At 71.7% G+C, this 13554-nt stretch carries 13 protein-coding genes; 2 read left to right on the plus strand and 11 right to left on the minus strand.

Annotated features, from left to right (window positions below; translation table 11 throughout):
* The first annotated feature begins 140 nt into the window (after positions 1 to 140).
* Positions 141 to 728 (plus strand): DinB family protein, encoded by a 588-nt coding sequence (locus AC4F3Q_RS04175; RefSeq protein WP_491038864.1) that lies wholly within the window; start codon positions 141 to 143, stop codon positions 726 to 728.
* Between the two features lie 60 nt (positions 729 to 788).
* A complete protein-coding gene (locus AC4F3Q_RS04180; RefSeq protein ID WP_491038865.1) occupies positions 789 to 1784 on the plus strand; it encodes an LLM class flavin-dependent oxidoreductase in 996 nt (331 codons plus the stop codon).
* A 63-nt stretch (positions 1785 to 1847) separates the two neighbouring features.
* On the opposite strand, the gene AC4F3Q_RS04185 is transcribed toward AC4F3Q_RS04180, so the two are convergent.
* The 11 genes from AC4F3Q_RS04185 to AC4F3Q_RS04235 all read right to left on the minus strand — a co-directional run bounded on the left by AC4F3Q_RS04185 (position 1848) and on the right by AC4F3Q_RS04235 (position 13434).
* Complete coding sequence (locus AC4F3Q_RS04185) at positions 1848 to 2828, minus strand: hypothetical protein (RefSeq protein WP_491038866.1); 981 nt, start codon at positions 2826 to 2828, stop codon at positions 1848 to 1850.
* Positions 2825 to 3448 (minus strand): hypothetical protein, encoded by a 624-nt coding sequence (locus tag AC4F3Q_RS04190; protein ID WP_491038867.1) that lies wholly within the window; start codon positions 3446 to 3448, stop codon positions 2825 to 2827. Before AC4F3Q_RS04190 ends, AC4F3Q_RS04185 begins: the two co-directional genes overlap by 4 nt.
* Positions 3449 to 3627: 179 nt before the next feature.
* Positions 3628 to 4704 carry an aspartate-semialdehyde dehydrogenase gene (locus AC4F3Q_RS04195; protein ID WP_491038868.1) on the minus strand — a complete coding sequence of 359 codons (1077 nt, stop codon included), beginning with the start codon at positions 4702 to 4704 and terminating at the stop codon, positions 3628 to 3630.
* A 3-nt stretch (positions 4705 to 4707) separates the two neighbouring features.
* The gene (locus AC4F3Q_RS04200; protein WP_491038869.1) at positions 4708 to 5991 is read right to left on the minus strand and encodes an aspartate kinase; all 1284 of its coding nucleotides are present in this window, start codon (positions 5989 to 5991) and stop codon (positions 4708 to 4710) included.
* A gap of 180 nt (positions 5992 to 6171) precedes the next feature.
* Positions 6172 to 6357: an antitoxin gene (locus tag AC4F3Q_RS04205; RefSeq protein WP_168446521.1), complete on the minus strand. Its 186-nt coding sequence runs from the start codon at positions 6355 to 6357 to the stop codon at positions 6172 to 6174.
* 116 nt (positions 6358 to 6473) lie between these two features.
* Positions 6474 to 7247: a sulfite exporter TauE/SafE family protein gene (locus AC4F3Q_RS04210; RefSeq protein ID WP_491038870.1), complete on the minus strand. Its 774-nt coding sequence runs from the start codon at positions 7245 to 7247 to the stop codon at positions 6474 to 6476.
* 15 nt (positions 7248 to 7262) lie between these two features.
* On the minus strand, positions 7263 to 7877 hold the full coding sequence (locus tag AC4F3Q_RS04215) for a DUF5063 domain-containing protein (RefSeq protein ID WP_491038871.1): 615 nt from the start codon (positions 7875 to 7877) through the stop codon (positions 7263 to 7265).
* Entirely contained in the window at positions 7870 to 8469 is a 600-nt protein-coding gene (gene recR / locus AC4F3Q_RS04220; RefSeq protein WP_491038872.1) for a recombination mediator RecR, read from the minus strand. The genes AC4F3Q_RS04215 and recR overlap by 8 nt, the downstream gene beginning before the upstream one ends.
* Positions 8470 to 8504: 35 nt before the next feature.
* Positions 8505 to 11477: a DNA polymerase III subunit gamma and tau gene (locus tag AC4F3Q_RS04225; RefSeq protein ID WP_491038873.1), complete on the minus strand. Its 2973-nt coding sequence runs from the start codon at positions 11475 to 11477 to the stop codon at positions 8505 to 8507.
* A gap of 44 nt (positions 11478 to 11521) precedes the next feature.
* A complete protein-coding gene (locus tag AC4F3Q_RS04230; protein WP_491038874.1) occupies positions 11522 to 12235 on the minus strand; it encodes a methionine ABC transporter permease in 714 nt (237 codons plus the stop codon).
* Entirely contained in the window at positions 12232 to 13434 is a 1203-nt protein-coding gene (locus AC4F3Q_RS04235; RefSeq protein ID WP_491038875.1) for a methionine ABC transporter ATP-binding protein, read from the minus strand. Before AC4F3Q_RS04235 ends, AC4F3Q_RS04230 begins: the two co-directional genes overlap by 4 nt.
* Positions 13435 to 13554 lie beyond the last annotated feature (120 nt).

The following is a 13554-nucleotide window of genomic DNA, read 5'->3' on the forward strand; positions in this document are numbered from 1 at the left end:
TCAGCCCCCCGACGGCCGGGACTCGCTGCCCACAGACGGGCGGCTGCAAGCAACTCCCCACAACGTTGGGCTGCGCCGTCCGCGGGACCGCGACTCCCATATCGGTCGCGCGGCCCCCGCGGCGTGACGATGATGAGGGCATGGACCTCAAGGACCACCTGCACGGATACCTGCGGAACCGGCGCTCAGACCTGCTGTCGAAGCTTGACGGGCTGAGCGAGCACGACGCGCGCCGCCCGATGACGGCCACCGGCACGAACCTGGCCGGGATCGTCAAGCACGTCGCGAGCGTCGAGGTGGGGTACTTCGGCGAGGTCTTCGAGCGCCCGTTCCCGACCCCACTCCCGTGGTTCGACGACGACGCCGAGCCCGACGCAGACTTCTGGCTGCCCGAGGGGCAGACGGTGGCCGACGTCGTCGCGCTCCACCACGCGTGCGCCGCGCACAGCGACGCGACGATCGAGGCGCTGCCGCTCGACGCCCCGGGCGTCGTTCCCTGGTGGGCTCCCGACCGTCGCGAGGTCACCCTCGGACAGCTGCTCGTGCACATGCTCGCGGAGACCGCCCGTCACGCGGGTCACGCAGACATCGTCCGCGAGATGATCGACGGTGCCGCGGGGATGGCCCCCGGTGACGACATGGTGACGGGACGCACGCCCGAGGAGTGGGCGACGCACCGGGCACGGATCGAGGCAGCCGCCAGGGCGACGGTCCCCGGCGCAAGCTGAGGCTCCGCTCACCACGCGAGCGCTCGGAACACCGGAGGCCCCACCGCGGTTGTAACGACCATGCCCGTCACTCTCTCCATGCTCGACCTTGCCCCGATCGCCCCCGGCGAGACCGCGTCCGACAGCTTCGCAGCGTCGGTCGCTCTCGCCCAGCAGGCCGAGAAGAGCGGCTACGCGCGCGTCTGGTACGCCGAGCACCACAACATGCCGTCCATCGCATCGAGCGCCACCTCTGTGCTCATCGCGCACGTCGCCTCGCAGACGTCGACGATCCGCCTCGGCGCGGGCGGCATCATGCTGCCCAACCACTCCCCGCTCGTCATCGCCGAGCAGTTCGGCACCCTCGAGGCCCTCCACCCGGGACGCATCGACCTCGGACTCGGACGCGCGCCCGGCGGCGACCACTCCACCTTCCGCGCCCTGCGCCGCGACCCCGCCGCGTCCGACCGCTTCCCGCAGGACGTCGTCGAGCTGCAGGCGTACCTCGCCGGGCGGTCCCGCGTCCCAGGCGTCACCGCCACCCCGGGAGCCGGCTCGCACGTGCCGCTGTACATCCTCGGATCGTCCCTGTTCGGCGCACACCTCGCGGCGACGCTCGGCCTGCCGTACGCCTTCGCGTCGCACTTCGCGCCCGCAGCCCTGCACGACGCCGTCGCGACCTACCGGCGTGAGTTCCAGCCGTCCGACCAGCTCGCCGAGCCGTACGTCATCGCCGGCGTCAACGCGATCGCGTCCGACGACCACGACGACGCTCTCGAGCAGCTCACGCAGGTCAAGCGGGCACGCGTGCTCATGCTCCTGCGGCAGAGCGGGCAGGTCCCCCTCGACCGCACGTTCACCGACGACGAGCTCGACATGCTGCTCGACTCCCCCGTCGGCGCGCAGGTCGCGTACATGACCCACTACACGGGAGTCGGCACCGGCGCGGAGGTCTCCGAGTACATCTCTGCCTTTGCAGCGCGCACCAGTGCGGACGAGGTGATCGTCGCCCACTCGTCGCTCGACGTGGCCGCCCGCCTCAGGTCAGTCGAGCTCCTCGCTACCGCCCACCACTGATCGCGACGGCGCTCCTCGCGGTCAGCCCGTCGGGGAGCGCCCCGCTTCAGGCCTCCGTGTGCTTCAGACCTCGAGGATGGCCTCGCGCTCGGCCGACAGACGGGCCACCTCGTCCGCGGCCACGCCCGAACGCTCACCGAGCAGACGCTCGACCCGCTGGACCGCCTCGCGAGCGCGCTGACTGCGCGCTCGCGCGTCCTGCACCGAACGACGTACGGACATCGCCGAGAAGATGTCGTCGAAGAACATGTCCATCAGCTTGGTCCCCTCGGTCACGCCCACCGAGTCGACTCCCGCGACGAGGTCCACGTCGGCGAGCTCACGCTGCAAGCGCCGCACGGCATCGTCGGCCTGACGCATGAGACGCTGCGCCTCGTCGATCTTCGAGTGCTTGACCATGTCGGTGGCGACGCCGCCGCCGAACAGGTCGAACGTCGCCCACGACTCGGCGCTGGCAAGCACCCGGAGCACCGCGTCAAACCTGTCACGTGCCCTGCGCGCAGCGATCAGCGCCTCGTCGAGCTCGCGACTCACCTCCCGTGCAGCCCCCAGCTCGGTCGCGAGCGCGTCGAGCCGAACCCCGTCCGGGTGCCCGCTCGCACGCAGCCAGTCACCGCGAGCCGCGAGCACCGAACGCCGCCACGTCTCGAGGTCGCCGAGCGCCTCGATGCGTGCCGACAAGTTCTCCACGTCGGTGCGGGCCGCGCTCGCCCGTGCGACCGCAGTCGCGTGGGCGGCCTCCGCGCGAGCCTCCTCGGCGCGCTCGCGCATCAGGTCGTCGGCGCGTGTGCCGCGGAAGGTCGCGGCGAGCCGCTCGAACGAGAAGCCCTCGAGACGCACGACGTCAGCGCGCTCGGCGTCGAGCATCCTGCGCGTCTCGGACACCTGCTGCTCCGCCTGGGAGAGCTCACGACGTGCCACGTCACGAGCGCGCAGCAGCGCAGCGCGCTCCTCGAACGCCCCCGCCACCTCCTCGAGCCGTGCGTGGATCGCCGCGCCGTCGAGGCGGGCGGCACCCGCGGGCCCGTCGGCTGGCCCGCTCACGGGCAAGGGACGGTCAACGGGGCCGTCGTACGGATCCCCACGACCTCCTCGAGCGGCACCGACACGTTCGTGCTCAGCCCGAGCGTCGAGACCCGGACGCCGACGACGCCCGTCGCGACCACCGTGCTCGCCGCATGCGTGCCGCACCCGAAGCCCATCGTCACGACGGCTTCCACGACACCGTCGGACGGGACCTTGATGGAACGGTCGCCCGGCACGGCGGTCGGGTCCTGCACCGGGTCCGTGACGGGACGGAAGGTGACGGTGAGCTGCGACGACGCGTCGGCCTCGGGCGCCGAGAGCACCACGGGCGTCAGCGACGCGTTGCGGATCTCGACGGCGAACGTCGTCGTCCCGCCTGCCGGGTCCGCGAGGACCCGCCCGTCGCCAGCGTCCGCGACCTGAACCAGGTCGAAGAGATGCGTGCGGTCGCCACGCTCGATCGACGGCGTCAGCGCCAGGAACAGCCACGCGCCCACGAGCACAAGGACCGCGAGCACGGCGATGCCGGCCTTGCCGAACCTTCGCCACGGGATCAACGGAGCGGGCTTGGGCCCGGTGTCCATGACCGACGTGAGCCATGCGCTGCGAGCGACGGGCGAGGCGTCGCGCATCGCCATCATCGGATCCTGCTTGCGGTCGTCCTCATGAGTGCCCCCTGGTGTTTTCGCAGATCGTAGCGAACTCGAGCCCTCGACAACAGACCGGCCGGGGGCGCCGGGAGGCCTTCTCACAGCCGATCGCCCGGGTGCACACATGACGCGTGCACCCGGGCGATCAGTGAAGCCCAGCCCGGCGGTCAGCCCGTGAAAGCGGCGCGCACCTCGTCAAGACGCCCCGCGACGACCTCAGCGACCTGCACCGCGTTGAGCGCAGCACCCTTGCGGAGGTTGTCGTTGCTGATGAACAGCGCGAGCCCACGCCCGCCGGGGACCGACTGGTCCACGCGGATGCGTCCCACGAAGGACGGGTCGGCGCCAGCCGCCTGCAGCGGGTTCGGCACGTCAGTCACCTCGACACCCGGCGCCCCGGACAGCAGCTCCGTGGCACGTTCGGGCGACAGGGGCTGGCCGAACTCGGCGTTGACGACGAGCGAGTGCCCCGAGAACACCGGGACGCGCACGCACGTCCCGGAGACCGCAAGCTCGGGCAGGCCGAGGATCTTGCGGGACTCGTTGCGGAGCTTCTGCTCCTCGTCGGTCTCGAGCGAGCCGTCGTCGACGATCGAGCCAGCGACCGCCACGACGTTGAACGCGATGTTGCGCACGTACTTGTCCGGCTCGGGCAGCGCCACCGCTGAACCGTCGGTGACGAGCGCCTCGAGCGGCACGTCGCCCGCGACCGCGGCACGCACCTGGTCGGCGAGCTCGGTCGCCCCGGCCAGGCCAGAGCCGGACACGGCCTGGTAGGTCGACACGATGAGGCGCTCGAGCCCAGCCTCGTCAGCGAGCGGCTTGAGGACCGGCATCGCGGCCATCGTCGTGCAGTTCGGGTTCGCGATGATCCCCTTGCGCGCCTCCACGACGACCTCGGGGTTCACCTCCGACACGACGAGCGGCACGTCCGGGTCGAGCCGCCACGCGGACGAGTTGTCGATGACGACGGCGCCCGCCGCCGCGAAGCGCGGCGCGTGCTCCTTGGACGTGCCGCCGCCCGCGGAGAAGATCGCGATGTCGATCCCCGAGAGGTCGGCGGTCGCCACGTCCTCGACGACGACGTCCTGCCCCTTCCAGGGCAGCACCTTGCCGGCAGAGCGCGCGGACGCGAAGTAGCGGATCGTCCCGACCGGGAAGCCGCGCTCGTCGAGCAGGCGGCGCATGACCGCGCCGACCTGACCGGTCGCACCGACGACGGCGACAGTGAGGTTCTCAGCCATGGTTCAGCGCCCCGTTCCCGCGTAGACGACCGCTTCGGCCTCGCCGTCGAGCCCGAAGGCCGTGTGCACGGCGCGGACCGCGTCGTCGAGGGTGTCCTCGCGGGTGACGACGGAGATGCGGATCTCCGAGGTGGAGATCATCTCGATGTTGATGCCCGCGTCACGCAGCGCCCCGAAGAGCTTCGCGGACACGCCCGGGCTGGACTTCATGCCCGCGCCGACGAGCGAGAGCTTGCCGACCTGGTCGTCGAACTGCAGCGAGGCGAACTTCAGCTCCTCCTGCGCGGCGGTCAGCGCGGCGAGCGTCCCGGGGACGTCGCCCTCCGGCAGCGTGAACGAGATGTCGGTCAGGCCGGTCTGGGCGGCGGACACGTTCTGGACGATCATGTCGATGTTCGCGCCCGCGGTCGCGACGACCTCGAAGATGCGCGCTGCGGTGCCGGGGACGTCGGGCACGCCGACGACGGTGATCTTGGCCTCGGACCGGTCGTGGGCCACGCCGGTGATGATCGGGTCTTCCATCGGGAGCTCCTCGCCGTTCTCGGCGTTCAGGGGTCGGTTGGTCACGAGGGTGCCCTCCTTTCCGGAGAAAGAGGACCGCACGTGGATCGGGACGTCGTAGCGACGCCCGTACTCGACGCAGCGCAGGTGCAGGATCTTCGCGCCGCTCGCCGCCATCTCGAGCATCTCCTCGTAGGTGAGGCGCTCGACCTTGCGGGCGGCAGGCACGATCCGCGGGTCGGCCGTGAACACACCGTCGACGTCGGAGTAGATCTCGCAGACGTCCGCACCGAGGCCCGCCGCGAGCGCGACGGCCGTCGTGTCGGAGCCGCCGCGGCCCAGCGTCGTCACGTCGTTCGTGTCGCGCGTGACGCCCTGGAAGCCGGCGACGATCGCGACCGCGCCCTTCTCGATCGTCTCGCGGACGCGTGACGGGACGACGTCGACGATGTGCGCCTTGCCGTGCACGGCGTCGGTGATGACGCCGGCCTGCTGGCCGGTGAACGACTTCGCCTTGATGCCGAGGTTGTTGATCGCCATCGCGAGCAGCGACATCGAGATGCGCTCGCCCGCCGTCAGGAGGATGTCGAGCTCACGCTGCGGGGGGGCTGGTGTGACCTGCTGGGCGAGGTCGAGGAGCTCGTCCGTCGTGTCGCCCATGGCCGAGACCACGACGACCACGTCGTTCCCGGCTCTCTTGGACTCGGCGATCCGCTTCGCCACCCTCTTGATGCTCTCCGCATCCGAGACTGACGAGCCGCCGTACTTCTGCACGATGAGTGCCATACGTTGCTCTCTTCTGTCACTGGTCCCGTCGATCTAAACGTCCACCAGGTGTTGTGTGAGTCGTGGCGATCATAGCCACGGCGCCGCGCGGGCCGCGACGGCCCTTCGTCATGCGGACGCGACGACGCCGCGGCCTCCGTCGTCGGAGTGCCGCGGCGTCGCGTGGTCAGCGTGCGTGGATCAGTTCTTCTGCTGCTTGGCGATGTAGTCCTGAGCGGAGTCCACGGCCTTGTCGACGTGACCGTCGACCTTGTCGGGAGTCTTGCTCTTGACGAAGTCGCCCGCCTTCTCGAGGCCGTCGGAGACCTTGTCCCCATGCTGCTCGAGGGCGTCCTTCGCCTTGCCGACCAAGTCACCGAGTCCCATGCGCATCTCCTCTCCTCGAGCGCGCCGACGCAGCCCGTCCGCGCATCCGTTGCTCACGCTAACCCGCGCCCCGCGTCCTTGCCAGGGTGCCCGCCCGCGGCCCGCGTCGGCCCCGGTCAGGTCGTGAGGAGCTGCCACCCGAGCCGGACGATGAGAGCGCCTACGACGAGCACGAACACGACACGCACGAACGTCGACCCCTTCGACACGGCCATGCGCGCGCCGATGTACCCGCCGACGAGGTTGGCCACGCCGACGGTCAGCCCGAGGCTCCAGAGCACGGCGCCGTACGGCACGAAGAAGATGAGGGCGCCCGCGTTGGTCGCGAAGTTGACGATCTTCGCGAGGGCTGACGCCGGGAGGAACGCGTAGCCGAGCACGCTCACGAGACTGATGACGAGGAACGTCCCCGTGCCGGGGCCGAGCAGGCCGTCGTACGCACCGATGACGAGCCCGAGCCCCGCGGCGGTCCATCGGTGGGTGGCCGTGCCTTCCCAGCGGAGGCTGGACGTCCTGCCGAGCTGCGGCTTGAGCAACGTGTACGCGGCGACGGCGACCAGGACGACGAGGATGATCGGCGTGAACAGCCCGGCGGGGATGCGCGAGGCGAGCGCTGCTCCGCCGACGGCGCCAGCGAGGGCTGCGAGGGCCATCGGCAGCGCGGTGCGCAGGTCGGGTCCGACGCGCCGGTAGTACGTGATCGCCGAGACGGAGGTGCCCATGATCCCGGCGAGCTTGTTCGTGGCGAGCGCCTGCACGGGACTGATCCCGGGGACGAGCAGGAGCGCGGGAAGCTGGACGAGCCCGCCGCCGCCGACCACGGCGTCGATCCAGCCCGCTGCGAAGCCGGCCACGACCAGCAGCAGGATCGTGGTGCCGGGGATGTCCATGCGTCGGTGCGCGGGTCAGCGCGCGGCGTCGGCCGGGGCGTCTGCCCCGCCCTGGAGGGCCTCGTACTCGGCCTCCGCTGCGACGTCGTCGTCCACGTCGAGACGCAGGTGCGCGAGGATCATCTGCAGCACGCGCGCAGCCGAGGCGGCGCGCTCGGCCCAGCTCGAGAGCGCGGAGAACTGCCACCACCAGAGCGCCTCGACGACGTGCCCGGCCTCGTGGTGCGCGAGGCCCTGCATGAGGGCCGCGGCGATCGCTGCGACGTCGTCGGAGAGGCTCGCGTCGCCGGTCTCGCCGCCGAGCACAGGGTCGACGACCTCGGGGTAGGCGTCGAGCCCGTCGAGGACGCGGGCGAGCGCGACGCGCAGCGGCTCGACGTCCGTGTCCGGTCCGGAGTCGGGTTCGAAGCGCTCGTCGGGGACGACGTCGACCATCGCGCCGAGCCGTGCGCCGGCGGCGAGGATGTCGGTCGTCGCGAGGAGCAGCAGCGGGATCGCGGCCTCGGGTGCGGCGCCGGAGGCGACCTGGGTGCTCGTCTCGAGGAAGCGGGTGGCCTGGGCGGCGAAGGACTCGGCGACCTCCGCGAGGCTCGCCGGGGTGGGCGCGGGTGCGGCCGCGTGCTCAGCCATGAACGACTCTCCGTCCTTCGAACGCCCGGCCGAGGGTGACCTCGTCGGCGTACTCCAAGTCTCCCCCGACCGGCAGGCCGGAGGCGAGTCGCGTGACGCGGAGCCCCATGGGGACGAGCAGGCGCGAGAGGTAGGTGGCGGTGGCCTCACCCTCGACGTTCGGGTCCATGGCGAGGATGACCTCGGCGACGGTGCCGTCAGCGAGGCGCGTCATGAGCTCCTTGATGCGCAGGTTGTCGGGCCCGACGTTGTCGATCGGGTTGATGGCGCCGCCGAGCACGTGGTACGTCCCGCGGAACTCGCGGGTGCGCTCGATCGCGACGACGTCCTTGGGCTCTTCGACGACGCAGATGACGGTCGTGCTGCGGCGCGGGTCGCGGCACACCTGGCAGCGCTCCTCCTCGGCGACGTTGCCGCACACCTCGCAGAAGCGGACCTTGTTCTTCACCTCGATCAGGGCGTCGGCGAGCCGCCGGACGTCTTCCGCGTCGGCTGCGAGCAGGTGGAACGCGATGCGCTGCGCGCTCTTGGGCCCGACGCCGGGGAGACGGCCGAGCTCGTCGATCAGGTCTTGGACTGCGCCTTCGTACACGCGTTCAGCCTAGTTCCTCGCCGGGAACCTGGACGTCACGCCTGGCCCTCGACGATCTCGGTGATGACCTTGGCGCCGAGGAGCTGTGCCACGAGCGGGACTCCCATGAGGGTGGTCTCGGAGAAGTCGACAGAGTCCTCCGCGTACGGGGGCTCCTCGTCGTAGTCCGGGGGAACCTCGGCGTCGGGGATCGCGTCGTCCACCGGGGCGGCGGGCGACGACGGGCGCGTGCTCGCGCCGGCCTGCCGCGCGGCGAGCGCAGCCTTGGCGGCCTGTGCGCCGGTGAGGTGCTGGCCGGGCAGGTCGCCCGTCGGGACGGGGGCGACGTCGGGTGACGGGACCGTCGCCGAGCGGGGCATCGCGGCCGGGCTCTGCACGTCTGCCGACGGCGCGGCGGGCGCAGGCGTGACGGGCACCGGCGTGGCGGCCGGTGCGTGCGGGGCAGCGGGCACGGAGGTGTGGGAAACCGTCGACGTGGGTGCCGGATCGGGGACGTACGTGCCGACCGGGACGACCTCCCAGTCGGTCACCGGTCCCTCAGGCTCGGGCGACCGTGCCGGTGCGGGGGCGGCCGCGGCCACCGTAGCGGCCGGCGCAGCTGCGGGCGCGGCTGCGGGCGCCGGTTCGGGGACCGGCGCGGGCACGGCTGCGGGAGCCGGATCGGCGACCGGTGCGACGACGGAGATGTTCGAGTCGACGACCGTTGCGGCTGACGGCCCGGCACGGTGCGGTTCGGCCTCGTGCGCGGCGGCGAACGATCCGGTCGCGCTCGCGAACGTGTCGTTCTCGGTAGCGAAGGGGTCGGTCTCAGACGCGAACGGGTCGGCCGGGTGGTCGCGCCCCGGGTCGGGCTCCTCGGGCGGGGTGCCCGCGGACTCGCGCGCCGACGGGCGGCCCTCGTCGATGCCGCCCTCGACCTTGACCTCGAAGCCGAGCGTCTCGTGGACGGCCTGCTGCACGAGCTGCGCGTGCGGCCCGTTGCGGAACGTCGTCGCGAGGCCGGCCGAGCCGAACGTGAGCCGCAGCGTCGTCGAGGTGAGCTCGGCGACCTGGGCGTTGTCCTTCACGAGCACCCACGTCGCGCGCTTGAGGTTGGACAGGGTCTCGAGAACCTCGGGCCAGCGACGGCGCAGCATCTCCGAGTCTTGCGATGCGGCGGCGTCCGCAGCCGGGGCGGGCCCGGAGGCCGGCTCGACGGTGGTCGCGGTGGTCGGCTCGACGGCGGCCGACTCAACGGTGGACGCGGTGGTCGGCTCGACCGCGGTCGCGGTGGTCGGCTCGATCACGGGCGTGGACACAGGCGCGGGGGCCGGCGCGGGCTCCTGCGCGACAGCGGGCGCTGGCTCAGGCGCGGGCGCATCGACGCTCGGCGTGAGCTCCTCGGCGCGAGGGGCCGGAACGTCCCAGGGCGGCGCGGGCTCGACGGCCGCCTCGGGCGCGACGGGTTGCGCGACCTGCGGGTCGGGGCGCACCTCGTCATGTCGGTGCGCCGGTCGCTCGTCGTCGTGCGGAGGCTCGAGGTCCCACGGCGGGAGGTCCTCGCCGACCGGCGCCGGACGCACGGCAGGTGCCGGGGCACCCGCGTCCGCAGCCACGTCGTCCGTCGGGGCCAGCGGGACGGGCGCCGCGGCCACCAGGCCCTCGGCGGCAGGCTCGTCAGCCGATCGCCCGGTGGCTGCCGGGCCACGGCCGGTCGCGGCCGCGAGAGCCTGACGGGCGGCGGCCGCGCCTCGACCCGTCGCGGCGGGCGCAGGGCTCGGCTGCGGCGCCGAGACGGGGGCGGCCGGACCTGATGCGGCCAGCTCCCGCACGTCGGCGGGCCGCGCCACGGGCGCACCGCCCAGACCGCGCTCGAGCCGGTCGAGGCGCGCAGCCACGCCGACCATCGCGTCGTCGGCCGCAGGCAGCAGAAGACGCGCGCACAACAGCTCGAGGTGCAGACGCGGCGAGGTCGCGCCGCTCATCTCGGTGAGCGCAGCGTTCGCCAGGTCGGCCGCCCGCGACAGCTCGGAGATGCCGAGGTTCGTCGCCTGCAGACGCATGCGCTCCATCTGGTCTGCGGGCAGCCCGCGCAGCACCGACTCGGCGCTCTCCCCGCTCACGGAGATGACGATGAGGTCGCGCAGACGCTCGAGCAGGTCCTCGACGAAGCGCCGCGGCTCGTGGCCCGAGTCGATCACCCGGTCGATGACACGGAAGATGCTCGCGCCGTCACGCGCCGCGAGGCCGTCCACGACGTCGTCGAGCAGCGTCGCGTGCGTGTAGCCGAGCAGCGCGACCGCGAGCTCGTAGTCGACCGTGCCGCCGTTCGACCCCGCGATGAGCTGGTCCATGACGGACAGCGTGTCTCGAGCCGAGCCGCCGCCCGCGCGCACGACGAGCGGCATGACGCCGCCGCCCACCTGGACACCCTCCTGGTGGCACAGCGTCTCGACGTAGGGAGCGAGCACGTCCGGCGGGATCAACCGGAACGGGTAGTGGTGCGTGCGCGAGCGGATCGTGCCGATGACCTTGTCCGGCTCGGTCGTCGCGAAGATGAACTTCAGGTACTCCGGCGGCTCCTCGACGATCTTCAGCAGGGCGTTGAAGCCCTGCGGCGTGACCATGTGCGCCTCGTCGAGGATGAAGATCTTGAACCGGTCGCGCGACGGCGAGAACGTCGCGCGCTCCCGCAGCTCACGCGCGTCGTCGACACCACCGTGGCTCGCCGCGTCGATCTCGACGACATCGAGGCTGCCCGCCCCTCCCGTCGCGAGGTCGAGGCACGACGGGCACGTGCCGCACGGGGTGTCCCGCGGCGTCTGCTCCGTGTTCTCGTGGCAGTTGAGGATGCGCGCGAGGATGCGCGCCGACGTCGTCTTCCCGCAGCCGCGCGGGCCCGAGAACAGGTACGCGTGGTTGACACGGTTCGAGCGCAGCGCCTGCATGAGCGGGCCCGTGACGTGCTCCTGCCCGATGACGTCGGCGAAGGAGTCCGGGCGGTATCGGCGGTACAGGGCTGTGCTCACGGAGCAACCCTAGACGGTCCCGCTGACACGCTCGCTGGCGTCCGTCAGCGGCGCAGCATCTTCCGCGCGAGCCCGTTGCCGATCGCCTGGACCACCTGCACGATCACCACGATCACCGCCACGGAGACGAGCGTGATCTCCCAGTTGAAGCGCTGGTAGCCGTACCGGATCGCGAAGTCACCGATGCCGCCGCCACCGATCAGGCCGGCCATCGCGGACATGTCGATCACACCGACGAACAGGAACGTGTAGCCCAGGATGAGCGGGCTCAGCGCCTCCGGGATGAGCACCGTGCGCACCACGCGCATGCGGGACGCGCCCATCGAGCGCGCCGCCTCGACGACCCCCGGGTCGATCGACACGAGGTTCTGCTCGACGAGCCGCGAGAACGCGAACGACGCCATGATCGTCATCGGGAAGATGACCGCCTCGGTACCGATCGTCTTGCCGACGACCTGCATCGTGAGCGGCCCGATCGCCGTGATGAAGATGATGAACGGGATGGGTCGAACGAGGTTCACGAGCATGTTGAGCACCGTGAACACGACGCGGTTCTCGAACAGGTTCCCCGCGCGCGTGCCGTACAGGGTCAGGCCCATGATGAGGCCGAAGAACCCGCCGACGACGAGCGTGATGCCGACCATGTAGAGCGTCTGCACGGTCGAGTCGAGCAGGACCGGGAGCATCTGGTCCCAGTCCGTCGGGCGCGCAGCACCGGGGATGAGCGTCGGGAGCGCGAGGGCGAAGGACGCGGTCATGACTGGGGCCCCTTCCGCCGGAACGGCGCTAGCGGGTCGAAGGACGGCGCGCCGCCGGGCGCCGCGTCGAGGTTCGTGGGCAGGGCGTCCCGGTCCGACGGGACCGACAGCGGCGTCGTCGACGCGCGCGGCCCGACGGCGTCCGGATCCTCGATCGGGGCCGCGGCGGTGCCGAGGTCGAGGACCGTCGTCGAGCGTGACAGGTCCGCGATGAACGCGTCGATCGCGGCGGTGTCCCCCTCGACCTCGAGGGTGAGCGAGCCGTAGGGCCGCTCGGAGATCTCGGTGATTCCGCCGTAGACGATCGTGCCGTCGACGGGGTGCTCGCGCAGCGCGCGCGTCAGGTCGGTCGACGACGCACCGTCCTCGCGGATGCCGATCGTCACGATGCGGCCCGGGTGCCGGCGGCGCAGGCGCTCGAGCGCGGCAGGGCTCGGGCGGTCGCGCAGCGCAGTCCCGACGAAGCGGCGCGTCGCGGGGTGCTTGGGCCGCGCGAACACGTCGTAGACGTCGCCGTGCTCGACGACCTTGCCGCCCTCCATGACCGCGACGCGGTCGCACACGTACTTCACGACGTCCATCTCGTGCGTGATCACGACGACAGTCACACCGAGCTCGACGTTGACCCGCTTGAGGAGGTTGAGCACGTCCTGCGTGGTCTCGGGGTCGAGCGCGCTCGTCGACTCGTCTGCGAGGAGGATCTTCGGGTTCGTGGCGAGGGCGCGGGCGATGCCGACGCGCTGCTTCTGCCCGCCGGACAGCTGAGACGGGTACTGGCGCGCCTTGTCGCTCAGCCCGACGAACTCGAGCAGCTCGGCGACGCGCGCGGCGCGTCGGGCCTTGGACCAGCCAGCGACCTCGAGCGGGTACGCGACGTTCCCCGCGACGGTGCGCGAGGACAGCAGGTTGAACTGCTGGAAGATCATGCCGATCCCGCTGCGAGCGACGCGCAGCTCGGACTCCTTGAGCGCGTGGACGTCCTGCCCGTCGACGACGACGGCGCCGCTCGTGACCGGCTCGAGCGCGTTGATGAGGCGCACGAGCGTGGACTTGCCGGCGCCCGAGTACCCGATGACGCCGTAGACCTCACCTGCCTCGATCCGCAGGTCGACGCCGTCGACGGCTCTCACCTCGCCGGACTTGGTGCGGAACACCTTGGTGGCGTCACGGAACTCCACCATGGCTTGCGGCTGGCTCATCGGCACTGCTCTCAATCCGTCGGTCACGTGTCGCTCATTGTCGCGCAGCGTGCTGCCCCGCGCCCGGGAGTCTCAGCACGACGACGGGGCTGCGCGTGCGCAGCCCCGTCGTCCTCGTGC

The organism is Flavimobilis sp. BM9, assembly GCF_058313055.1.

Bases quoted from the DNA above. Each gene is read 5' to 3' on its own strand.
- AC4F3Q_RS04175 (WP_491038864.1), top strand. From the start codon at position 141: ATGGACCTCAAGGACCACCTGCACGGATACCTGCGGAACCGGCGCTCA.
- AC4F3Q_RS04180 (WP_491038865.1), top strand. From the start codon at position 789: ATGCCCGTCACTCTCTCCATGCTCGACCTTGCCCCGATCGCCCCCGGC.
- AC4F3Q_RS04190 (WP_491038867.1), bottom strand. From the start codon at position 3,448: ATGGCGATGCGCGACGCCTCGCCCGTCGCTCGCAGCGCATGGCTCACG.
- AC4F3Q_RS04195 (WP_491038868.1), bottom strand. From the start codon at position 4,704: ATGGCTGAGAACCTCACTGTCGCCGTCGTCGGTGCGACCGGTCAGGTC.
- AC4F3Q_RS04200 (WP_491038869.1), bottom strand. From the start codon at position 5,991: ATGGCACTCATCGTGCAGAAGTACGGCGGCTCGTCAGTCTCGGATGCG.
- AC4F3Q_RS04205 (WP_168446521.1), bottom strand. From the start codon at position 6,357: ATGGGACTCGGTGACTTGGTCGGCAAGGCGAAGGACGCCCTCGAGCAG.
- AC4F3Q_RS04210 (WP_491038870.1), bottom strand. From the start codon at position 7,247: ATGGACATCCCCGGCACCACGATCCTGCTGCTGGTCGTGGCCGGCTTC.
- AC4F3Q_RS04215 (WP_491038871.1), bottom strand. From the start codon at position 7,877: ATGGCTGAGCACGCGGCCGCACCCGCGCCCACCCCGGCGAGCCTCGCG.
- AC4F3Q_RS04230 (WP_491038874.1), bottom strand. From the start codon at position 12,235: ATGACCGCGTCCTTCGCCCTCGCGCTCCCGACGCTCATCCCCGGTGCT.
- AC4F3Q_RS04235 (WP_491038875.1), bottom strand. From the start codon at position 13,434: ATGAGCCAGCCGCAAGCCATGGTGGAGTTCCGTGACGCCACCAAGGTG.